The 21,803-nt window shown below is 45.5% G+C and carries 22 protein-coding genes; 12 read left to right on the forward strand and 10 right to left on the reverse strand.

The window, feature by feature from the left end; genetic code table 11:
- Positions 1-57 precede the first annotated feature (57 nt).
- From LCM20_RS11350 to LCM20_RS11370, 5 genes are all read right to left on the reverse strand, one after another.
- The gene (locus LCM20_RS11350) at positions 58-573 is read right to left on the reverse strand and encodes a DUF6933 domain-containing protein (RefSeq protein WP_225195570.1); all 516 of its coding nucleotides are present in this window, start codon (positions 571-573) and stop codon (positions 58-60) included.
- Positions 574-654: 81 nt separating this feature from the next.
- Positions 655-1,371 carry a trehalose operon repressor gene (gene treR / locus LCM20_RS11355; RefSeq protein ID WP_225195571.1) on the reverse strand — a complete coding sequence of 239 codons (717 nt, stop codon included), beginning with the start codon at positions 1,369-1,371 and terminating at the stop codon, positions 655-657.
- A gap of 22 nt (positions 1,372-1,393) precedes the next feature.
- Positions 1,394-3,076 (reverse strand): alpha,alpha-phosphotrehalase, encoded by a 1,683-nt coding sequence (treC, locus tag LCM20_RS11360; protein ID WP_225195572.1) that lies wholly within the window; start codon positions 3,074-3,076, stop codon positions 1,394-1,396.
- 95 nt (positions 3,077-3,171) lie between these two features.
- On the reverse strand, positions 3,172-4,590 hold the full coding sequence (treP, locus tag LCM20_RS11365) for a PTS system trehalose-specific EIIBC component (RefSeq protein ID WP_225195573.1): 1,419 nt from the start codon (positions 4,588-4,590) through the stop codon (positions 3,172-3,174).
- Between the two features lie 21 nt (positions 4,591-4,611).
- On the reverse strand, positions 4,612-5,100 hold the full coding sequence (locus LCM20_RS11370; RefSeq protein WP_225195574.1) for a PTS glucose transporter subunit IIA: 489 nt from the start codon (positions 5,098-5,100) through the stop codon (positions 4,612-4,614).
- Positions 5,101-5,424: 324 nt separating this feature from the next.
- On the opposite strand from LCM20_RS11370, the gene LCM20_RS11375 reads away from it, so the two are divergent.
- The 4 genes from LCM20_RS11375 to LCM20_RS11390 all read left to right on the forward strand — a co-directional run bounded on the left by LCM20_RS11375 (position 5,425) and on the right by LCM20_RS11390 (position 9,776).
- Complete coding sequence (locus LCM20_RS11375; RefSeq protein ID WP_225195575.1) at positions 5,425-6,618, forward strand: MFS transporter; 1,194 nt, start codon at positions 5,425-5,427, stop codon at positions 6,616-6,618.
- A gap of 51 nt (positions 6,619-6,669) precedes the next feature.
- A complete protein-coding gene (locus tag LCM20_RS11380) occupies positions 6,670-7,218 on the forward strand; it encodes a cysteine hydrolase family protein (protein WP_225195576.1) in 549 nt (182 codons plus the stop codon).
- A 170-nt stretch (positions 7,219-7,388) separates the two neighbouring features.
- Positions 7,389-8,747, forward strand: a complete 1,359-nt coding sequence (locus LCM20_RS11385) for an MFS transporter (protein WP_225195577.1) — start codon at positions 7,389-7,391, stop codon at positions 8,745-8,747.
- 87 nt (positions 8,748-8,834) lie between these two features.
- Positions 8,835-9,776, forward strand: a complete 942-nt coding sequence (locus tag LCM20_RS11390; protein ID WP_225195578.1) for a rhodanese-related sulfurtransferase — start codon at positions 8,835-8,837, stop codon at positions 9,774-9,776.
- A gap of 315 nt (positions 9,777-10,091) precedes the next feature.
- Here the strand turns inward: LCM20_RS11390 and LCM20_RS11395 are convergent, their stop codons facing one another.
- Together LCM20_RS11395 and thiD are read right to left on the reverse strand one after the other, a co-directional pair.
- Positions 10,092-10,730: a Type 1 glutamine amidotransferase-like domain-containing protein gene (locus LCM20_RS11395; RefSeq protein WP_225195579.1), complete on the reverse strand. Its 639-nt coding sequence runs from the start codon at positions 10,728-10,730 to the stop codon at positions 10,092-10,094.
- Between the two features lie 2 nt (positions 10,731-10,732).
- A complete protein-coding gene (gene thiD, locus LCM20_RS11400; RefSeq protein ID WP_225195580.1) occupies positions 10,733-11,533 on the reverse strand; it encodes a bifunctional hydroxymethylpyrimidine kinase/phosphomethylpyrimidine kinase in 801 nt (266 codons plus the stop codon).
- Between the two features lie 90 nt (positions 11,534-11,623).
- Here thiD and LCM20_RS11405 point away from each other — a divergent pair, with 90 nt between their 5' ends.
- From LCM20_RS11405 to LCM20_RS11420, 4 genes are all read left to right on the forward strand, one after another.
- Entirely contained in the window at positions 11,624-11,932 is a 309-nt protein-coding gene (locus LCM20_RS11405; protein WP_225195581.1) for an MGMT family protein, read from the forward strand.
- Complete coding sequence (locus LCM20_RS11410; RefSeq protein ID WP_225195582.1) at positions 11,933-12,898, forward strand: PD-(D/E)XK nuclease family protein; 966 nt, start codon at positions 11,933-11,935, stop codon at positions 12,896-12,898. It abuts the gene before it with no gap.
- A 65-nt stretch (positions 12,899-12,963) separates the two neighbouring features.
- Entirely contained in the window at positions 12,964-13,599 is a 636-nt protein-coding gene (locus LCM20_RS11415; protein ID WP_225195583.1) for an SDR family oxidoreductase, read from the forward strand.
- 138 nt (positions 13,600-13,737) lie between these two features.
- Positions 13,738-15,003: a helix-turn-helix domain-containing protein gene (locus LCM20_RS11420; RefSeq protein WP_225195584.1), complete on the forward strand. Its 1,266-nt coding sequence runs from the start codon at positions 13,738-13,740 to the stop codon at positions 15,001-15,003.
- A gap of 36 nt (positions 15,004-15,039) precedes the next feature.
- On the opposite strand, the gene LCM20_RS11425 is transcribed toward LCM20_RS11420, so the two are convergent.
- Entirely contained in the window at positions 15,040-15,915 is an 876-nt protein-coding gene (locus LCM20_RS11425) for a 5'-3' exonuclease (protein WP_225195585.1), read from the reverse strand.
- 179 nt (positions 15,916-16,094) lie between these two features.
- Between LCM20_RS11425 and LCM20_RS11430 the strand changes: the two genes are divergently transcribed.
- Together LCM20_RS11430 and LCM20_RS11435 are read left to right on the forward strand one after the other, a co-directional pair.
- Positions 16,095-17,615, forward strand: a complete 1,521-nt coding sequence (locus tag LCM20_RS11430) for an aldehyde dehydrogenase family protein (RefSeq protein ID WP_225195586.1) — start codon at positions 16,095-16,097, stop codon at positions 17,613-17,615.
- A gap of 19 nt (positions 17,616-17,634) precedes the next feature.
- Entirely contained in the window at positions 17,635-17,997 is a 363-nt protein-coding gene (locus LCM20_RS11435) for a DUF779 domain-containing protein (RefSeq protein WP_225195587.1), read from the forward strand.
- Positions 17,998-18,078: 81 nt separating this feature from the next.
- Here LCM20_RS11435 and LCM20_RS11440 read toward each other — a convergent pair whose 3' ends face one another.
- On the reverse strand, positions 18,079-18,801 hold the full coding sequence (locus LCM20_RS11440) for a GNAT family N-acetyltransferase (protein ID WP_225195588.1): 723 nt from the start codon (positions 18,799-18,801) through the stop codon (positions 18,079-18,081).
- Between the two features lie 117 nt (positions 18,802-18,918).
- On the opposite strand from LCM20_RS11440, the gene LCM20_RS11445 reads away from it, so the two are divergent.
- The gene (locus LCM20_RS11445; RefSeq protein ID WP_225195589.1) at positions 18,919-19,926 is read left to right on the forward strand and encodes an NADP-dependent oxidoreductase; all 1,008 of its coding nucleotides are present in this window, start codon (positions 18,919-18,921) and stop codon (positions 19,924-19,926) included.
- Between the two features lie 58 nt (positions 19,927-19,984).
- Positions 19,985-20,872: an NAD(P)-dependent oxidoreductase gene (locus tag LCM20_RS11450; protein ID WP_225195590.1), complete on the forward strand. Its 888-nt coding sequence runs from the start codon at positions 19,985-19,987 to the stop codon at positions 20,870-20,872.
- Between the two features lie 60 nt (positions 20,873-20,932).
- On the opposite strand, the gene LCM20_RS11455 is transcribed toward LCM20_RS11450, so the two are convergent.
- On the reverse strand, positions 20,933-21,757 hold the full coding sequence (locus LCM20_RS11455) for an STAS domain-containing protein (protein ID WP_225195591.1): 825 nt from the start codon (positions 21,755-21,757) through the stop codon (positions 20,933-20,935).
- Positions 21,758-21,803 lie beyond the last annotated feature (46 nt).

The raw sequence follows: 21,803 nt of genomic DNA on the forward strand, positions 1-21,803 counted from the left end.
ATGTAAAACATTTTGCTTTTCTTCTTTCAGTATAAACAAAAAAAGCAGCGCATGGTATTATGCGCTGCTTTCTTCAAAATATTTTACAAACGTTTCAGCCGGGTATGAGTGCTTAAGGGCGTTAAACAACATGGACTGGTTTAGAAATTGATTCAGTTCGACCGCATCAATCTCTTCATAGCTCAGATCTTCGGTTTTTGCCTCAATCATGAACTTCATTTCGTTCATCATTCCGAGTATTTGACGGCTGGTTGTTTTCGTATAATGAATCTCCGTAGACTGCTCTTCCATCTTCTTGATAATAGATGGGTCAACCTCAAGGGTTTGAAGCAGCTGTCTGAGTGAACCTTTGATGACACTGTCCAAGTGGTCAAACTGCTGTTTCCTGAGGCCAAGCAACGTCAAGTTGAGACCTGTCTCATTATTCATCAGTACCAGGCACTGTTTCCGTTTCAATGTAAAGAGGTTCGCATGCCATTGATAAATGGCGGGTACCTCTTTGTAGGACTCTGCATCCTGTATCTCATAATTCAATTTATCCTGAACTTTTTTTGTTGCACCGATTACGAACAAAACATTCACCTCGTGTTCATAGACTGACTTCATTATAACATTAACGACGTAAGTAAAAAAAAGAAAGCCTAAGGACTTGCCTTAAGCTTTCGTTCTTCTTGCGAAATCAACAAATTGGAATTTATCCGGTCGGTGTCTGGATTCTGTGAATTGGAACAAAGTAGCGTCTGCTAAATAGACATAACTGCGAATGACGACAACTTGTTCGTGACCAAGCAGATCCAAATACTGACGGTCCTCTTCCGTTACGTTCTCTACAACAATCTCTTTCTTGGCAAAGCTGATATCGAGACCGATTTCACCTTCGATATAGGCATAAATCGATTCCTCAGCAATGGATTTGGAGAGCTCTGGAACAAGGTCTTCACGGATAAAGTCCTTATCAAGAATGATCTTCTCTCCACCGATTTCCCTCGCACGCACGATTTTCCACAGCTTCTGATCCGCGCGGCATTGCAGATGCTGCTTCACCCCATCCTTCGGGTACTCGAGTGAAAGTTCGTGAACGATGGTTTTGAAGTCCTGTCCCAGCTGATCGGAGAGTTCTTTGAAACTCGTTAAGCCCGACACTGGGAACTCGAACTTCCCATGATCAAGGACGACAGACCCTTTCCCACGTACCTTTTGAATGTATCCATTCTGCGAAAGGAGATTCAAAGCTTTCCGCACGGTTTCGCGGGAGGTATCATATTCATTCGTCAAATCATGCTCTGAGGGCAGCGTTTCGCCTGGTTGGACTTTCCCTCGCTGAATTTGACGGACTAGTTCATTGTATATGAACAAAAATTTATTTTTCATGTCTATCACCAACTAAAGTATATCAGGAACGCGGAATAGAATAAACGACCGACTCATAAGGGCGGAGCGTCAGCTGCTTCTGTAGAGGCTGTTCCTCGTAGTTGCTGATCAGCACGTCAGCTGTGTTCTCTACATGGACATTGTCTGGAACGTTGAATGTTGCTTCTTCTCCGTAGAAGTTGTTGACGACAAGCAATTGTTCTTCTTCCGTTTCACGAAGATAAGCAAATACATGCTGGTCCTCAGGTGTGAGGTGCTGATAGTCCCCGAATGTGATGACGTCTTGCTCTTTACGAAGCTGAATCAGCTTTTGGTAGTGCGTAAAAACAGAGTCTTCTTCTTTCATGACTTTCTCTGCGTTCACTTCTTTATAATTATCTGCCACATCGATCCACGGTGTACCCTCTGTGAAACCGGCATGCTCAGAGTCGTTCCATTGAACAGGTGTACGGGAGTTATCGCGGGACTTCTGCTTCAGGATCGCAATGATTTCTTCCTCACTGTGCCCTTTTGCCTTGAACTCTTTGTACATATTCAGGGACTCTACGTCACGATAACGATCAATCGATTCGAAGCCCGGGTTCGTCATGCCGAATTCTTCACCTTGATAAATGTAAGGCGTGCCCTGCAGCATATGGACGGTTGTCGCAAGCATTTTTGCAGATTCCACCGGATAGTTCACGTCGTCTCCAAACCGCGAAAGAACGCGTGGCTGATCGTGGTTACACCAAAATAGAGCATTCCAGCCGCCGCCTTCGTTCATTTCCTTCTGCCAAGTAGACAGGATATTCTTCAATTCAATAAAGTCAAAGTCAGCAACGGTCCATTTCTGCCCATTCGGATAATCTACTTTAAGGTGATGGAAGTTAAAGGTCATGCTGAGCTCGTTGCGCTCTGGCGCCGTGTACTTAATGCAGTGGTCGATCGTCGTTGAAGACATCTCCCCTACTGTCATCAAGTCGTGGGGACCAAACACTTCATCGTGCATTTCCTTCATGAACTCGTGTACGCGCGGTCCGTCCGTATAGAACTTACGCCCGTCTCCTGGGGCTGTGCGTCCATCATCGTTCGGGAAGTCCTGATTTTTTGAAATCAAGTTAATGACGTCGAGACGGAATCCATCTACGCCTTTGTCAGCCCAGAAACGCATCATCTCATAAATATCAGAACGCATTTGTTCGTTTTCCCAGTTCAAATCCGCTTGTGTCACATCGAATAGGTGAAGGTAATATTGTCCTGTAGCTTCATCGTACTTCCATGCGTTTCCACCGAATTTAGACTGCCAGTTGGTCGGCTCTTCGCCATCAACCGGGTCTTTCCAAATATAATAATCACGGAATGGGTTGTCTTTCGACTTTTGCGCTTCTTGGAACCACTCATGCTCTGTAGAGGTATGGTTCACAACGATATCCATGATGAGTTTCATACCACGCTTGTGGGTTTCTTCCAAGAGGCGTTCAAAGTCCTTCATCGTTCCGTATTCATCATGAATGTCGTAATAGTCACTGATGTCATACCCGTTATCATTCTGCGGGGACTTGTACATCGGTGTCAGCCAAAGGACATCCACTCCTAATGCGTTCAAGTAATCTAGCTTCTCGATAATTCCTTGAATATCTCCGACGCCATTTCCAGTCGTGTCATTGAAGCTTTTCGGATAGATTTGATAGACCACCGCTTTTTTCCACCATGGTTGATTTGTCATGATCGCACCACCATTCTTAAAATTGATTGTTTTCTAAAAAAATTCTCTGATTACTGAAGATTCCGTGGGAAGCCCACGGAATCTGTTTGTTCTTATTACACGTCTTTTTTACGTTTTGCATATAGGAACGTACCGACTAATGGCAGGATGATGACAATAGCCATTCCGACTAAGAAATCAATCCAGAAGCCAGGTACAATGGAGAAGATGCCGGGTACGCCTCCTACACCAATCGAGCTTGCTACAACACCTTGTGAAGCAATATATAATCCTGCGATTGCAGAAGAAGCAATGGCAAATACGAATGGATATTTGAATCTAAGGTTCACACCGAACAGGGCCGGTTCTGTTACACCAAGCCATGCTGAAATACCAGTTGAGAACCCTAGCCCTTTCAGCTTGTCATCACGTGATGCCAGCCAGATGGCGAAAGCAGCAGAACCTTGAGCAATGTTAGAGAGTGCAAGCATTGGCCATAAGAACGTTGTAGCATTTTCAGCTTGTCCAAGTAATTGAATATCTACTGCCAGGAAGGTGTGGTGCATACCTGTAATAACAAGTAACCCATACACACCGCCGTAAATAAGCCCGCCTAGCCATGCAAATGACTCAAAAATAGATACAATGCCGTCTGTGATCCAGTTTCCGATTGCGAATGTTATAGGACCAAGAATAATAAAGGTCAGAATTCCAGTAACAAGCAAGGCAACAGGACCTACAACTAAAAGTTGGATGTTATCTGGAACTCGTTTACGCAGAAACAGTTCAATCTTCGTCAGTAAATAAGATGCTACAAGAACAGGTAGAACTTGTCCTTGGTAACCGATCTTTTCAACATCTAAACCGAATAAATTCCATGTTGGAACCGTGCCTTCTTCTACGGCATTTCCGTAGCTCCAGGCGCTCAACAATTCAGGGTGTACTAAGGCCAGTCCAATCACGATACCGAGAATCGGACTACCACCGAATTTCTTAACCGCAGACCAACCTATTAGACCTGGAAGGAATGCGAAGGCCGTATTGGCGATGATGAAGATCATGTTCGCAATACCGGACCACGATGGATAAACATCGATGATCGACTGCTCATCCCAGAAGATTCCGGTTGCTGTCAGAATGTTGTTGATACCAAGTAACAAACCAGCTGTTACGATAGCCGGTAGAATCGGGATAAAGATGTCAGCCAGCGTCTTGATGGCCCGTTGAAGCGGGTTCATCTTTTCTGCTGAAGCGTCTTTGACATCTTCCTTCGTCTGGTCCTCACTGATTCCTGCAAGAGGGGCAAACTCTTTAAATACTTTATCAACTGTCCCTTGTCCAATAACGACCTGGAACTGACCGTTCGTCGAATAAGAGCCTTTGACGGCATCGATATTGTTCAATCGTTCCTGGTCGACAATACCTTCATCCACCAATGCAAGTCTTAGGCGAGTGACACAGTGTGTGGCAGCTGAGATGTTCTCTTTACCTCCGACGGCTTCGAGAATTTCTTCAGCTGATTTTTTTAAATTCATATTTAATCCTCCTTGATGGAATTACTTCTGATTGACCGTCATCAAGTTCGAACTTCCTGCAGTCAACTGTTCATCAGCCGTCACGTTTACGTCATGCTCATCGCTGTTCGTTACGATGATTGGCGTAATTGTGCTTTTCGCTTTTTCTTTCACAAGGTCCATGTCGAATGTAATTAGCTTGTCTCCAACACTTACTTTATCTCCTTGGGAAACAAATGCTTCAAAGCCTTCACCTTCCATGCTTACCGTTTCAAGTCCGATGTGGATCAAGATTTCAGCTCCGCTGTTTGTCTTCAACCCTACAGCGTGTTTCGTCGGGAATACTTGAACGATTTCACCTTCCACTGGGCTTACGACAGTGCCTTCTGTTGGTTCAATCGCAATTCCCTCTCCCATCATCTTCTGAGCAAATACCGGATCCGGAACTTCCTCCAACGCTACTTTGTTACCTGTGACAGGTGCAAATACCTCTGCAGATGTTTCTTTCTTACCGAATAATTTTTTGAACATTCTTACTCCTCCTTAAACGCTTACATTTTTTATGTGACTCATTCATTAACATGTATATACATGATTCGCTTTAAATTATAATTTGTATATACATGTTTTGCAACCGTTAACACTCAGATCTTTTTATATCCGTTCACCGCGAAGAGCATTCAATCGTCCTTTTCTAAGTTTCTTCCCTGAAAGAGCCTAAAAATATCCATTTCCAGACCATTTTCTTTTCATCAATTGGAAATTGTGATATATAGTTAGAGTGTCGAAATAAATGAGGAAGAAGGGATTTCTATCCTTACGCAAGAGCAGAGAGCTCGAAAAAATCTATGGATTATGTGGTTTGCCAATTTCTTTATCGCAGGCAGTATTACAATGGTATTGCCTTTTTTGTCTTTATATATTGAAGGACTTGGGGACTTTTCATCGTCCTTTGTCCAAACCTGGTCAGGCTGGGTGTTCGGTATCACGTTTGTGACTGCCTTCATCTTTTCACCGATCTGGGGAAGAATCGGAGATCAATATGGAAGAAAGAAAATATTAATTTTCTCTGCGACAGGACTTGCCGTGTCCGTCCTACTCATGGGATTCGTAACGTCGGTCTGGCAGTTGTTCCTATTGCGTCTGTTCATGGGAATCTTCACCGGATTCATCCCGATGTCTCAAGCGCTCATTTCAACGCAGACACCGAAGCATATCGCGGGACAGGTCCTCGGAACGCTTCAGACCGGCAGCATCACCGGAAGTCTTCTCGGGCCGATGCTCGGTGGATTAATCGCAGACAGAATCGGCTATGCAACAACGTTCCAATTCGTTTCAATTACGGTAGCGGTGTCTGCTGTCATCGTCTACTTCGGTATTGCCGAACAACGGATTGAGAAAGAAGATCAGGAAGAGAAAACAAGCTACGAAACGAAGGAAGTTCTTCTTCATATCGTGAAGCACCCTGTTCTCTTAATGGTCATGTTCATTTCGTTAACCGTCCAGATTGCGCATTTCAGTATCCAGCCCATTCTTTCGTTATTCGTAGGAGAACTTCATGGCCCTGAGAACCTTGCGTTATTCTCAGGTATCGCCTTCTCTGCCGCTGGTCTCGGCAACCTTATGATGGCGAAGCAATGGGGAAAAATTGCGGACCGGAAAGGATACGTGAAGATTCTCGTATTCCTTCTGTTCATGGCCGGTGCCGTTTACCTTCCGGCCGCCTTTGTCACGGACATCTGGCAGTTAGTCATTCTTCGGTTCTTACTTGGGGTTTCAATTGGAGGCATTATTCCGGTCAGAACGGCCTTCATCCGTCAGGAAGCACCTGTCGCGATGCAGGGAGAAGTCCTCGGGTATAACACGAGCGTTCGTTTTCTCGGGAATATTATCGGACCTGCAATGGGCGGTATGATTTCCGGTGCGTTCGGATTCTCGGCTGTTTTCTTCATTACGAGTGGTATTCTCATTCTTTCAGGCTTCCTTTTACTGCTTACAATGCAGAAAACCTCTACTGAATTCAGACGAGAGCAGTCTTATTCCCATTAAGTTTCCTCTTTTTGTTAAGATAGATGTAAAGACACTTTGGAGGGGACTTATATGAAGCGTGCCTTGATCAATATTGATTACACGAATGATTTCGTTGCAGAGGATGGAGCGTTAACGTGCGGAGAGCCCGGTCAGGTCATCGAGCCTACTATCGTAGAATTGACGAACCAGTTTATAAAAAATGATGATGTCGTCGTATTCGCCGTTGATGTGCATGAAGAAAAAGATCCTTATCACCCAGAATCGAAGCTGTTCCCACCCCACAACATCCGCGGGACAGACGGCCGGACTCTATACGGCCATTTGCGCATGACCTACGAATCCAATGCAGATAAAGCGAATGTCCTCTTTATGGATAAAACTCGCTACAGCGCCTTTAGTGGAACGGACCTGGACATCAAACTTCGGGAACGAGGGATTACGGAATTGCACCTCGTCGGCGTCTGTACAGATATCTGCGTCCTGCATACAGCCATCGAGGCCTATAATCTAGGATATGACATCGTCGTTCACAAGGATGCCGTGGCGAGCTTCAATCAGGCTGGGCACGAGTGGGCCCTCGGACATTTTGAATCGGTGCTTGGCGCGATTGTAAAATAGTAGGTTTGCATGCATTACAAACATTTTTAACAACGCTCTGTTCTCTCAAAAGGGAACAGAGCGTTTACTGTTTAGGACCGGAATCATCATAATATACTGACAATTTCCGAATCATCAGGGGTATGATATAGTAACTCGGATGTCTCAAACTAAAGGGAGTGAATTCAAAAATGAATCAAATTCAACCTTCCATGAAGCATTTTAAGACGGTTTTCCTTTTAAGTGCTTCCATATTAATCGTTGTTATGAATACAACCATGTTCAACATCGCTTTACCCAATATATTACGAGAATTTTCGTTACAGCCATCTGAAGGAGCCTGGATTGTATCGGGCTATTCCATCGTCCTCGCCATCTTCACCATCACCTTTACCCGGCTGTCTGACTATCTCCCTATTCGGAATCTATTAACCATAGGTATTCTTATTTTTAGTATTTCTTCTATTCTAGGATTCTTTTCTTCCAGTTATATCGTTCTTCTCACGGCCCGTTTGTGCCAAGCAGCAGGAGCCGCAGCCATCCCAGGGCTTTCTATGGTCTTTGCAGGACGGTACATTCCGATGGAACGACGAGGGAGCGCCTATGCCTTAATTGCGTCTGCCACGTCACTCGGATTCGGTCTTGGCCCGGTTGTGGGCGGTTTGATTACAGACTACTTAGACTGGAATTTCCTGTTTATTGTGACGGTGCTTGTCATCATCGTGATTCCTATTCTATTCAAGTTCATGCCTGCGGAAGGCACGCAGAAAGGAACTTTTGATGTGATCGGCGCCCTGTTGTCAGGGACAAGCGTCACCTTGCTGCTGTTGTATGCCTCGACATTCAACAGCTGGTATTTGATGAGTGGCCTCATCACCGCTGCTCTTCTATGGTTAAGGATCAACCGTACCAAAACGCCGTTCATACAGCCAGAACTGATTCGTAACAAGCATTACCGACGGATTGTATTCATGAGCTATATCGGCTTTACGCTGCATTTCGCTGTGCTTTTCCTCATGCCGATTATGCTTGAGCAGGTGTATGATCGCGGAGCAGCAGCCATTGGGTTCATCATCTTTCCAGGTGCCATGTTGTCTGCTGTCGCCGCCATTTATGTAGGAAGGCTGATTGACGGATACGGGAACATCCGGATACTGATGCTTTCTCAAATCCTTCTTATGATTTCAGCCCTGGTCTTCTTCTTCTTTGCAGGAATGAGCCCTTATGGCATTATGGTAGCTTACATGTTTACGAGTTTCGGATTTTCCAGCTTGTCTTCAAGCTCGACGAACGAAGTCTCCCGCATTTTACCAAGCGAGCTGATCGGTGCCGGGATTGGGCTGAAGCAGCAGACACAATTTATCGGAAGTGCATCAGGGTCTGTACTTGCTGGCATATTGCTGGAGATTTATTCTCAGCCTTATACAGCAGCAAACTTCAAACTGCCATTCGGTGTATTGATTGGATTAATGCTTGCATCAAGTGCTGTCTTGTACTTGTACACGCTCGGGCTGAGGGAGCGCAAACGAAATCGAGCCGAGGTCAGTTGAATTTTTTTCGAAAATCGATTATGATGGAGTATGGTTCAATTGTTGATGTTATAAAGGATATAGATATAAATATAGGAGGAATCACCCATGAGCTCACAAGATTATCGAGTTCTGTTGTACTACAAGTATGTTGACCTTCCTGACTATGAAGAATACTGTGCTAACCACCTGAAGTTCTGTAAGGAGTTAGGTCTGAAAGGGCGCATCATTGTGTCCCATGAAGGCATTAACGGTACAGTTTCAGGTACAGTGGAGCAAGTCGAGGAGTATATGGATTATGTACGTTCCGATGAGCGTTTCGCTGATATTCACTTCAAGATTGATGAGAACGATGGTCACGCATTCAAAAAAATGCACTGCCGCGTGAAGCCGGAGCTTGTGAACTGGAGTCTCGATGAAGATGACATCGATCCAAAAACTTTCGGCGGACAGCACTTGAAGCCGAAGCAATTCAACGAAATGCTGAAAGACGACGACACAATCGTCATCGACGGACGTAACGAATACGAGTACCGTATCGGTCACTTCCGCAACGCCATCCGCCCAGATGTCGACACGTCCCGTGAATTCCCGGATTGGATTGCTGAGAACGCACACAAGTGGAAAGATAAGAAAGTTCTCACGTACTGCACAGGCGGGATCCGTTGCGAGAAGTTAACAGGTATTCTTAAGAAAAACGGTGTAGAAGACGTTTATCAACTGGAAGGCGGCATTACCACTTACGGAAAAGACCCTGAAGTGAAGGGTGAACTGTTTGATGGTAAAATGTACGTTTTCGATGAGCGTATTTCTGTACCTGTCAATCAGGTTGAAGAAAAGGTCATTGCTAAATGTGAACACTGTGGAAAAGCAGAAGATCGTATGATCAACTGCTCCAACCCGGTATGTAACCGTCAGTATGTTTGCTGTGAAGATTGTGAACAGGAACAGCACGCTGCTTGTACAGCAGAATGTAAAGAACACCCGGAAAACCGCTGGGATGTTGAACGCAACAAACAGGTCGACAAATACGACCGCATTCACCAATAATAATTATTGGGTTCTGGATGAAGTGAATGCTTCGTGGGGAGGAAAATAATTCGCTTTCCGCGGCGGACGGTGAGCTACCTCAAGCTGCGCTTTCGGGGATCTCACCGTTGTCCGTTTAATCCCGCAGGAGTCTCATCATTTTCCTCCCCACTCTACGATAACAGTGGGTCCAGAACCACTTTATAATCAGTTTCTGAATGCCGTCATTTATAAGAAGAGCGATCATTTGATTGACTTCATGAATGGTCATACAGTTTGTTGAATCAATTCAAATTTTCTCAACAACAATAAAAAAGCACCCGCCTGGGTGCTTTTTTATTGTTGCTTTGCTGGATTAAGTACGAATTGTACATATCCTTCCGACACAGCAAGCTGGTTGTTGTGAAGGTAGATGCCGGAGTCTTCTGCGATACCGTAACCAATGGAAACGTCGAGCTTTGTGACGGCGGTCTTGAGGTTTCTTTGTTCCTGCCACTCTAAGTAATGGGCTGCGATCACAGCGTCGTCCAGTAACCCCAGCCCCTTCTCAAACAGCTGCTTTCCTTGAACGTTGTCTTGGTCTGAAATGACACAGTGTTTCGGCGAAATTAGGGCACCTGCTGAGAAGCCTGCTACCGGTACTCCAGATTGAAACCGCTCCTTGATGACGGAAGCGAGGGCAGAGTCGACAATATAATGTCGGTAAGCAGAGGTATCTCCCCCTCCAATAATAATTCCACCGCATCCTTTCAATTTCTCAAGTTCCTGATTATGATATGTATCTTTTAAAGCTAAAGGATACATGTTCACCTCTCCTGGTAGCGCTTGAGTGTATTTCGAAAGGTAAGCCTCTGAGCCTTCTCGTTCTATGTAAAGAACGGCGACTTCTGAAGATTGCATCAGGTCGTAAAATGCCGCTCCAAGGTTTTCGTTAAAGGGTGGTGAAGAACCGAACATGAACAAATGAGTATCCACCGTTACCATTCCTTACGATGGGCCGCATGGTAGGTGGAGCCTACTCCTCTATCAAAGGAAAGTGCATGCTGAATCGCTGTCGTGACGAAGGATTTCGCTCTTCTTACAGCCTCATCAACCGACTTCCCTTTCGCTAATTCAGCTGTGATGGCAGCAGAATAGGTACACCCTGCTCCACTTGTATGGATGGTATTCACCCGCTGTGTTTCAAGCTCTGTAATCGAGTTCCCGTCATACAGCATGTCTACAGCCGGATAATCTTGAAGGGCTCCGCCTTTGACCAACACATAATCGGCCCCAAGCTGATGTAAATCCCTCGCCATCCATTTCATGTCCTCTGGGGTATCCGGGACGTCCATTTTCAGCATCCTTGCTGCTTCATGTAAATTTGGCGTAATGACGGTAGCCAGTGGCACAATATGATGGATCAAGGCATCAATCGCTTCATCCTTCAGCAACTGGGAGCCCATTTTCCCGATCATGACTGGATCTACGACGACTGCTGGCACCTCAGACTCTTCAATCAACTCCGCTACGCGATGAATAATGTCTTCCGTGAACAACATCCCCGTCTTCAATGCATCCACACCGACGTGCTCGAGGGAGGCGTACACCTGCGCTTCGATCGCCTCAATCGGCTGTGTGAAAATTCCTTCTTCTGTCGTACGATTGTTGGCTACAATAGCTGTGACTGCGCTCATTCCATAGACATCGAATTCCTGGAAGGTCTTAAGGTCTGCCTGAATCCCCGCACTCCCCTGCGCAGCTGATCCTGCAATTGATAAAACTCGTGAAATCGTCATTCTATCCGCTCCTCTCCTATTTAGACTATTGTATCACTTCTATTTATTCGATTGTGATATGAGGTAGAATAGAGTCAGGAGGTTATAAGATTGCAGCCTTTTACGAAAAATGTACTGGAAATCATTCAACATATACCTGAAGGAAAAGTGATGACCTATGGCCAGGTTGCGCGGCTTGCCGGGAACCCACGAGCCGCAAGACAGGTCTCACGTGCCTTACACTCTATGAGCGACAAATACAATCTTCCCTGGCACAGAGTCATCAACGCGCAGGGAAAAGTAGCAATCCGAGATGAAGAGGGGTATGAGATTCAGAGGATGTCCCTCGAAAGCGAAGGAATACCGGTCATCAATGGCCGAGTGAATCTGGCAGACTATCAAGTAAGGGAGGATGAATAGATGTTTGAGATTAAACCCTATCCCGAACTGTCGTGGTCGATTTCACGGCACAAAACAATGCTTACCTGTCTCAGGAAATATGCTTATGACTATTACACCTCCCACAACGGGTGGCTTTCAAGCGCGGACTCCCTCGCAAAGCAGGCATACAGACTGAAGAAAGTAACAAACCTTGAGATGCATTTCGGTAGTGTTGTGCACGACTTGATCTATCAAATCATCCAAGACGTATTGAAAGATAAAGAACTTCCTTCCGAAGAAAAAATCGTCGATGAGATCCGACACCACTTGAATCGTGGATTCATCGAGTCGACTCGGAAAGAGCACCTTTGGCGTAACCGTCCGAAGCACTATACTATGCTTCACGAAATCTACTACAGTCAGACGAATACCCTGCCTCAAGCAAAGGTCAAGAAGATTACGGACCGTCTGAACACGACGGTGAAAAACTTCTTTGCGAGCCAGTCATTCGCCGATGTCCTGAACAAGCGGGATATGCAGTTCATCGATTCGGAAAAATTCCGTTTTATGAAGACAGATGGAGTAAAAGTCTTTATCGTTATGGACTTAGTTTATAAAAACCTGGCGGAAGATAAATGGGTGATTGTCGATTGGAAAACCGGGAAAAAGTCCGAAGAAGACCGCAACCAGCTTGCTTTGTATGCCCTATACCTACAACAGAAGTATAAGATCGAGTCCATCGATCAAATCGTAATCCGAAATGAATACTTACTCGAGGGTGGGCATGTGGATCATAAGTTGACGAAGCAGGATTTGATCAACGTCCAGCACCTGTATCAAGCGAGCATTGAACGGATGAAGGACTATTTAAACGACCCGGTTAAAAATGAGCCCCTCCCCCTTCATCAGTTCCCACTTCAGGACGACCCACGCGTCTGTTCGAGGTGCAATTACCAGGAGCTCTGCTTTCCTGAAATGTACAACTCTGAGTCCGATGATGTTTAATTCTTAACAGAAACGGATAATTAATTACGGAGTTACACATAAATTGGAAGGAGTGCTTAACGTCTATGAAAGTACTAGTAGCAGGAGCAAACGGTCACACAGGTCGTCTGCTTGTTCAATATTTACATGAAGCTGGCCACGAGCCATTCGGATTAATAAGAAAAGAAGAACAGAAAGCAAAGATTGAAGAGCTGGGAGGGACTCCTGTGCTCGCTGACGTCACACATAGTGATGTCGGGTATGCAGTGAAAGGCATGGATGCCGTGATTTTTGCTGCAGGGTCTGGAGGAAGCACTGGTGCTGACCAGACTGAAGCGGTTGACCGCGATGGAGCCATCAACCTAGTAAAAGCGACAGAAAGCCTCGGCATCAAAAAATTCGTCATGCTGAGCAGTATGGCGGCGGGAGAACCCGAACGCGGTCCGGAATCTCTTCAACATTACATGAAGATGAAAGGCGAAGCGGACGATTACTTGAAATCAACAGAGCTCGATTATACCATCGTGCGCCCCGGCGGACTGACACACGATGAAAGCACGAGCCAAATCCAAGTCGGTGAAAAAGTTGATCAAGGAACCATTTCCCGGGCCGATGTTGCGAAAACAATGATCGCCTGCCTGCAAGAACCGAACGCTTATCACAAAACATTTGAAATGATTCAAGGCGACACTCAAATTGAAGACGCCCTGAAATCTCTATAAATGCATGACACACCCACCCTGGTTTCAGGGTGGGTTTTTTCATTTGATTTGCCAGATAGTTTTTCCTATTCCAAATCCACCCCTCCCCTTTCCGTATTTTGATATACTGTTACCAGCACGCTTTAAAGGGGTGAGGGTATGAAGGGAACATTGATTAAGCAGCATCGTAAATTAAATAAGATGACGTTGGAGGAGCTCTCTGAAGGAATCTGTTCTGTCTCGTATCTAAGTAAAATTGAACACAACAGCATCAGTGCAAGTGATGAGATCTATTCTTTACTAGAGAAGCGCTTAAATATAAAACTGATAGATATAAACGAAGAATTTGATGAGGGTGTTTACCAGGACCTTTTAGATTGGCACGAAGCAGCCCAATTACAAAATGAAGATTTAATGAAGCAGTACGATAATCAATATAAAAACGGTATAAGCAATAATCAAAACAACGAATTGAATAATCTTTATAAAATTATTAAAGCACGACATGACATGAGAATCGATTTTAAGCCTCTTTCTGAACCATTACTTCATGACTTAACCAACATTTATGATTTCTCGAATAAAGAGTACAAATTTTTCTTCCACAAGACACTAGGGATCCATTACCTATTATGTAACGACCTCCAGGCCGCTTTAGATCACTTTAAGAAAACTTTATCTTTTTTGAAGTTCATTCACTTCAGAGATACGGAAACATATTTTCATTTGTGTATGGCTTACTCCAGACTGGTAACACACGCGGTTGAATCCAACTATTATGGTCAACTGGCTCTGGAAGGCTACTTTAAAGACTTAAATTACTCCAGGATAATAGACACCTACTTGATTATTGCAATCAATTACGAGTATTTGAGAAGCTACGACATTGCCGAGGAATATTACCTTAAGATCTTAAAAGTTTCTGACGAACAGGAAGATCCCGAGTCGAAGAGGAGAATTCTTGAGAACATAGGCTTCGGCTGTTTGAAAAAGAAAGAATACGAAAAAAGCAAATACTATTTAGAACAAGCTCATGAAATACCGACGCCGGATGTAGACTTTGAAGTGAACACCATTTATTTACTCGCCTCCTCTCATTATCGACTTGAGAATATGAAAGAATGTTGGGAGCTTATTCACAAAGGGGAAAGTCTTGCTGAAAAAAATGAATTAACATTCCACCTCCATAAATTTTATGTACTGAGAAATGTAATCGAAAATACAACATCCACTGATGCGTTTCTTAAGAAATTTGAACAAGAAGTTCTACCCCATATCAAAAAAATCGAAAATCACAGGCGTTACAGAGAATATCTAGAAATGTTAGGTGACATCTATTACGATAAGCGGATGTATAAGAAAGCCTCTTCTTGTTATAAAGAAGCGAACCGATTCAGCGAATCACGCCAAGAAGATTTACTATAATGCAAAAAAGGGACCCCATCAGGGCTCCCTTTTTGTTTACATCCTCACAATATTCTTCTCCCAATTCCTAAACTCCAGCTCATCAAACTTCGCCGCCATCTTATCCTGGTTGATGTAGAACAGCGCATCCTCCAATGAACAATCGACATCTGCTTCACAGTGAATCCGTGCAAGCTTTCTGGATAGATGAAGCATCTCGAGGTTCTCTTCTATTTTGTTCTTCTGCCCTTTTGTGAGCTGGTCGATATTTTCGAGGATGCCTTCGATCGTTTCATATTGAAGAAGCAGTTTCAGGGCGGTTTTCTCACCGATTCCTTTTACACCCGGGTAGTTGTCACTCGTATCTCCCATCAAGGCTTTCAAGTCGATCATCTGTTCAGGTGTGATGCCCTTTTCTTCGACGAAAGCATCTTCATGGTATTCCGCATAGTTGCCATATCCTTTTTTCAATAGAACGACATTGACGTTGGGTCTTAGCAGCTGCAGCAAATCCTGGTCTCCTGTCAGTAGAAAAACTTGAGAGTCTTCACTGTAGACACGGCTTAGCGTACCCATGCAGTCATCCGCTTCATACCCTACTTGGCCAATGTTCGGGATATCGAGCGATGCCACGACCTCTTTTGCAAGGTCGAATTGAGGAATCAACTCTTCAGGTGGCCCTCCCCGGTTGGCTTTATATTCTGAGAAAAGCTCATTACGGAACGTCTTGCTTCCCATATCCCAGCAGCAGATGACGTGGGTCGGCTGATACGTCTCGATCGCTGTGAACAAGTGCTTCATCATGCCATATACGGCATTGGTCGGAATTCCTTTACTGTTGATCATATAATAATTGCTCATAGCCGTAGCATAGAAAGCACGGAACAAGAGTGCCATTCCATCCACGAGCATGACTCGGTTTGTAGTGGTCATCGATCAGGCTCCTTCATAGTAAGAGATACTCGTATTATACCAAATCTATTAGAAAACGAAAAAACCGATCTTTTGTCTGATTATTGAAAAATTTACGATTAAATGGTAGATTTAACTAGAAAGCTTACTCTTACATAAACTTTTTTGTAAGCGTTTGCAATTAAAAGGAGGAATGAACTATGGTATATGCATTTCCAAATGCAGAAGGATCGATTGTTCAGTATAAGGAACGCTACGATAATTTCATCGGCGGAAAATGGACCCCACCCGTCAATGGAGAGTACTTCGATAATGTGACTCCTGTAACAGGAAAAGTATTTTGTCAGGTACCCCGCTCCACTGAAGATGACATTGAGCTTGCGGTTGATGCGGCCTATGAAGCGAAGGACGCGTGGGGACGTACGTCGGTCACAGACCGTTCTCTGATTCTGAACCGAATTGCCGATCGCATGGAAGAGAACCTGGAGAAGCTTGCCGTAGCGGAAACATGGGAGAACGGAAAAGCGGTACGTGAAACATTGAATGCCGACATCCCTCTTGCCATCGACCACTTCCGTTATTTTGCCGGAGTCATCCGTTCTCAAGAAGGTTCAATTGGTGAAATTGACAACGATACAATTGCGTATCACTTTAACGAGCCATTAGGCGTCGTCGGTCAGATTATCCCTTGGAACTTCCCGATTCTGATGGCCACTTGGAAAATTGCACCTGCCTTAGCTGCAGGAAACTGTATCGTGTTGAAGCCTGCAGAGCAGACGCCTGCCTCCATTCTCCTTTTACTCGAGATGATTGAAGATCTCCTTCCTGCCGGCGTTCTGAACGTTGTGAATGGATTCGGGCTTGAAGCGGGTAAACCGCTGGCACAGAACCCTAGAATTCAGAAGGTTGCCTTTACGGGTGAGACGACGACCGGCCGGATGATTATGCAATACGCTTCACAAAATATCATACCTGTCACACTGGAGCTCGGAGGAAAGTCTCCGAATATATTCTTCGAAGATGTCATGAGGGAAGACGATGACTTCCTCGATAAGACGATTGAAGGAATGGTCATGTTTGCGCTCAACCAAGGCGAAGTCTGTACCTGTCCTTCCCGTGCCCTCATCCAGGAATCCATTTATGATGAGTTCATGGAGCGCGCCATCGAACGCGTGAAATCAATTAAAGTCGGAAACCCGCTTGATCCTGAGGTCATGATGGGTGCTCAAGCTTCTTCGGAACAGCTTGAGAAGATCCTTTCCTATCTAGAAGTAGGGAAAGAAGAAGGAGCAGAATGCCTGACTGGTGGTGCTCAGAACAAAATGGAAGGCGACCTTGAAGGTGGCTATTATGTTCAGCCGACAATGTTCAAAGGAAACAATGACATGCGAATCTTCCAGGAGGAGATTTTCGGACCTGTGCTATCCGTCACGACGTTCAAAGACCATGAAGAAGCGATGAGGATTGCGAATGATACGCTTTACGGTCTGGGTGCCGGCGTTTGGACACGCGACATGAACACGGCATACCGCTTCGGCCGCGGCATCGAAGCCGGACGTGTATGGACAAACTGTTACCACGCCTACCCTGCCCATGCGGCATTCGGCGGCTACAAGATGTCTGGTGTCGGCCGTGAGAACCATAAGATGATGCTGAGTCATTACCAACAGACGAAGAACATGCTTGTCAGCTACAGCCCGCAGAAATTAGGATTCTTCTAAACCGAAGGAGGTTTTACAAGTGGTTGAACGGGTGACAGCAACCGACGCGACCATCGAACTGCTTGAGAAGCTGAAGACAAAACACGGCCCGCTGATTTTCCATCAATCCGGCGGCTGTTGTGACGGCAGCTCCCCGATGTGCTACCCTGAGGGCGACTTGATTCTTGGCACACAGGATGTCCATCTAGGCTCTATCGGCGAGACTCCGTTTTATATCAACAAAAAGCAATATGATTATTGGAAGCATACACAGCTGATCATTGATGTCGTGGATGGAAGAGGCGGCATGTTTTCCGTAGAGGGTGTGGAAGGGAAACGATTCTTGACCCGCTCACGTGCCTTCTCCGAAGACGAACGGGAATGGCTGCAAACTCATACGTAGACAAAGGAGCAGGGACAATGCAGTCTCTGCTCCTTTTCTTCTTGGTTTCAAACGAACGGTCGATCGAACCTCTCTACCGTTTCAGGACCCCTTCCTCTTTTTATAAACTTTGACCCGATGAGTAACTTCACATCCACAAGTCGCAAACACCTGCTGCATCGCTTTGTTATTCACACTCGTCGCGCCAATACTGTACGTTGCACCAAAGTCTTCCTTCAAAGCCTTCAATCCCTGCCAGTAAAGAGGTGCGGCTTTTTTTCTGCCTCGCTCATCCGGTAAGAGCCCGAAGAAGAAGAAGCGTCCTTCGTCTTCTGTACCAGGTTCGATGTGCGGGAGAACAACGCCAATGGCTTTGTCTCCTTCATAAGCGATGTTGCACGTATCTACATAGGTAGGTCCGAGCTCTTTTTCAACGCTTCGCATCTGCTCATCCATTTGCAAGTAAGATGGAGCATTAGATGAACCCTGCATGGACCGTTCCCAAACGGATTGAAACGTCGATGTGGAAACATCGAGCAATGACCGGAGCTCAAATCGGTCGTTCACTTCGGGTAGCGTCGTCAGGTCCCGCCTGACAAATACAGATTCATCATGCAGGACAAAACCATGCGCCTGCAGTTCTTTTTCAATATCCGCTGAAAAGGATTCATCTAGAAGAATCGAGAGATGATCGACTTCGTTCATACGCTCATCATTCGTGAATCTGGAAATGAACGCTCTCATTTCCGCTTCTGTTAAAGCCGCTGTGTCCTCCACCGTTATGAAGTTCTCCCCTTCTACGAATTTTACTTTTTCATAGACCATGTTGATCCCCCCTACCTCCTAAGCTACCTTTCTGCACACTTGCAATCAATATATTTCCTTTTTTCTATCGAATCGCGTTAAAATGAATTAGAATTCACATTAAGGAGTGATCGAACGATGAATAAAGAAATTCACCTGGTAAAACGACCGGAAGGGACACCGACCGATGAACATATTCAAATCGTAAATGGGGAGAAACCAAGCCCTGCTGAAGGGGAAGTGCTTGTTCAACTGCTGTATGTTTCGGTTGACCCTTATATGCGCGGTAGAATGAACGATACGAAATCTTACATTCCTCCTTTTGCCTTGAATGAACCGATGGCAGGAGGCGTTGTAGCTGAAATCGTCGAATCAAAATATGATGGTCTGAACGAAGGGGACATTGTTACGGGCATGCTGCCTTGGAAAGAATTCAGCACGGCTCAAGGGGACCAACTTCGTAAAGTGGATCCAGCCCTTGGACCGATCACGTATTCACTCGGCATCCTTGGAATGCCTGGTCTGACGGCCTACTTCGGCTTAATGGACATTGGACAACCTAAAGAAGGGGAAACAATCGTTGTTTCCGGTGCAGCCGGCGCTGTCGGAACTGTCGTAGCTCAAATCGGGAAAATTGTCGGATGCCGAGTCGTAGGCATCGCAGGTACAGACGACAAGATCGACTACTTGAAGAATACGCTGCAGGTAGACGAAGCGATCAACTACAAGACTGAAAACGTGGCAGATGCGCTGGAGAAAGCATGTCCAGACGGCGTGGACGTTTACTTCGATAACGTCGGCGGAGATATCTCGGATGCGGTCTACCCTCTACTCAATAAATTCGCGCGGATCGCACAGTGCGGAGCGATCGCTTCTTACAACGTACCGAACGATCAAGGTCCACGCATGCAGATGCACCTGATTAAGTCCAGTGCCCTCATCAAAGGGTTCACAGTCGGGGATTATCAGGATCGTTTCCAGGAAGGGTTCCAACACCTTTCCAAATGGGTACAGGAAGGCAAACTGACTTACGAGGAAACCATTCAGGAAGGGTTTGAAAATATCCCGAATGCCTTCTTCGGCTTATTTACCGGTGAGAACCTTGGTAAACAACTTGTAAAAGTAAACGAACCTAGCCAGAAATAATAACAGTGGGGCGCCGCAACAGCGCCCCCTTCTTACATAAAAAAGGAGAGAACGATTGATGGAGAAACCTGTGATTGGCCTTGTAGGCACCGGAGTTATGGGAAAAAGTATGGCACGCAACTTGATGCAGGCCGGTTATACGTTGAACATTTTTACAAGAACGAAGGAGAAAGCTGAGGAACTGCTGAAGGAAGGCGCAAACTGGCAGTCTTCTGTGCGTACTCTAGCAGAACAATCGGATGTAATCCTTACCATTGTAGGCTATCCGGAAGATGTAGAGTCCGTCTACTTCGATGATGAAGGAATCCTGCAACATGCCCGCCCTGGAACATACCTCATCGATATGACCACCTCCTCTCCAAAGCTTGCCGAAAGAATTAGTATGGCTGCCCAAGAAAAAAGCCTCCATGCCTTGGATGCCCCTGTCTCAGGTGGAGATGTTGGAGCAAAAAACGGTACACTCAGCATTATGGTTGGAGGAGATGACGCTGACTTCGCCAGTGTCCTGCCTGTCTTTGAGGTGATGGGAGGCAACATCGTACTCCAAGGACCTGCCGGCGCCGGACAGCATACAAAGCTGTGTAACCAAATTGCCATTGCAGCCGGAATGATGGGCGTAGTCGAAGCCGTTCTCTATGCCGAACAAGCAGGGCTCGATCCACACCGCGTCCTTCAAAGCATTGAATCCGGAGCAGCCGGGAGCTGGTCGCTATCCAACCTTGCGCCACGGATGATTGCAGGGAATTTCGCCCCTGGATTCTATGTGAAACACTTTATCAAAGATATGAAGCTAGCGATTGAATCCGCTGAACAACTGAACGTTCCTGTTCCGGGTCTCACACTTGCAAAACAGCTGTACGATAAACTGAGTGAAAACGGCGGAGATAACGACGGAACGCAGGCACTCTATAAATACTATAAAATGACGATGTCACCCAATCATTAAAGCAGAAAATACGGGCGGTGCATCCCATGCACCGCCCGTATCAAATAAGAATTGTCACGCTTATTTCTTTTCGAAGCCGATGCTGCTTAAGGCTTGCTGAACACTCGCCTTCGTCTTGACGGAAGTGAATTCAATTCCCATATCTACGACTGCTTTTGCAATTTCCGCCCGCATTCCGGTTAAGGTCGTATCTACCCCGACTAGTTCCATCGCCTGAATCACCTGGAAGAGATGGGAAGCGACAACCGTATCAATGACAGGCACGCCGGATACATCAATCAATAGATGATTCAAATCCATAGATGCTACTTGGCTCAAGGAGCTTTCCATCAGGTATTGGGCACGGTCCCCGTCGATTTCTCCTACCACGGTTAAAACGGCAACGCCCTCTGTCACCGGGACCATTGGGGCTGACAGCTTCGCAATTGTGGCCTGCGTCCTTTTCCAATCTTCTTTATGGTGCTTTAAATAAACTTTTGTAATATAGTAGATGGATGTATCTAATAAGGGCATGGTCTGTCTGTTTACTTCTAAGATAGTGGAGGGACTGAAGTGGTTTTCTTCTATCTCATCTTCGAAAATGGACCAGATCGCTTTACGAGTTAAGCTGAAGGTATGAAGAAGGTGATTCAATTCGATGTCTACTTCTATTGCTAGATTTCCGATCTCCACAGACCATCTTTTAATCTTCTTTTCGGCTTCATCCACCTCCATATCTCCTGAAATAATCGAACCCAGGTAAGTAAATAAGTGTTCTCTCTTTGCTATGAATTCCTGACTGGACCAATGCTCGCCTTCCAGCTCCTCCATCTGTTCGACGCGCTCAGCCAACAAACGATGATTGGTCATAATTTTCTCGCCTATGTACAACAGCTCTTCACTCATACTCGCTCTCCTCACCGATTCTTATATTATACTTGTATAATATACG

Origin of the sequence: Halobacillus litoralis, assembly GCF_020171725.1 — a bacterium.
Taxonomy (GTDB): domain Bacteria; phylum Bacillota; class Bacilli; order Bacillales; family Halobacillaceae; genus Halobacillus; species Halobacillus litoralis_F.

Excerpts from the sequence above, each read along its gene's own strand:
- LCM20_RS11415 (WP_225195583.1), top strand. The coding sequence starts at position 12,964 with ATGAAAGTACTAGTAGCAGGAGCAAACGGTCACACAGGTCGTCTGCTT.
- LCM20_RS11380 (WP_225195576.1), top strand. The coding sequence starts at position 6,670 with ATGAAGCGTGCCTTGATCAATATTGATTACACGAATGATTTCGTTGCA.
- LCM20_RS11375 (WP_225195575.1), top strand. The coding sequence starts at position 5,425 with ATGTGGTTTGCCAATTTCTTTATCGCAGGCAGTATTACAATGGTATTG.
- treR (WP_225195571.1), bottom strand. The coding sequence starts at position 1,371 with ATGAAAAATAAATTTTTGTTCATATACAATGAACTAGTCCGTCAAATT.
- LCM20_RS11440 (WP_225195588.1), bottom strand. The coding sequence starts at position 18,801 with ATGGTCTATGAAAAAGTAAAATTCGTAGAAGGGGAGAACTTCATAACG.
- LCM20_RS11390 (WP_225195578.1), top strand. The coding sequence starts at position 8,835 with ATGAGCTCACAAGATTATCGAGTTCTGTTGTACTACAAGTATGTTGAC.
- treP (WP_225195573.1), bottom strand. The coding sequence starts at position 4,590 with ATGAATTTAAAAAAATCAGCTGAAGAAATTCTCGAAGCCGTCGGAGGT.
- LCM20_RS11425 (WP_225195585.1), bottom strand. The coding sequence starts at position 15,915 with ATGACCACTACAAACCGAGTCATGCTCGTGGATGGAATGGCACTCTTG.
- LCM20_RS11420 (WP_225195584.1), top strand. The coding sequence starts at position 13,738 with ATGAAGGGAACATTGATTAAGCAGCATCGTAAATTAAATAAGATGACG.
- thiD (WP_225195580.1), bottom strand. The coding sequence starts at position 11,533 with ATGACGATTTCACGAGTTTTATCAATTGCAGGATCAGCTGCGCAGGGG.
- LCM20_RS11450 (WP_225195590.1), top strand. The coding sequence starts at position 19,985 with ATGGAGAAACCTGTGATTGGCCTTGTAGGCACCGGAGTTATGGGAAAA.
- LCM20_RS11430 (WP_225195586.1), top strand. The coding sequence starts at position 16,095 with ATGGTATATGCATTTCCAAATGCAGAAGGATCGATTGTTCAGTATAAG.
- LCM20_RS11370 (WP_225195574.1), bottom strand. The coding sequence starts at position 5,100 with ATGTTCAAAAAATTATTCGGTAAGAAAGAAACATCTGCAGAGGTATTT.
- LCM20_RS11455 (WP_225195591.1), bottom strand. The coding sequence starts at position 21,757 with ATGAGTGAAGAGCTGTTGTACATAGGCGAGAAAATTATGACCAATCAT.
- LCM20_RS11445 (WP_225195589.1), top strand. The coding sequence starts at position 18,919 with ATGAATAAAGAAATTCACCTGGTAAAACGACCGGAAGGGACACCGACC.
- LCM20_RS11385 (WP_225195577.1), top strand. The coding sequence starts at position 7,389 with ATGAATCAAATTCAACCTTCCATGAAGCATTTTAAGACGGTTTTCCTT.
- LCM20_RS11410 (WP_225195582.1), top strand. The coding sequence starts at position 11,933 with ATGTTTGAGATTAAACCCTATCCCGAACTGTCGTGGTCGATTTCACGG.
- treC (WP_225195572.1), bottom strand. The coding sequence starts at position 3,076 with ATGACAAATCAACCATGGTGGAAAAAAGCGGTGGTCTATCAAATCTAT.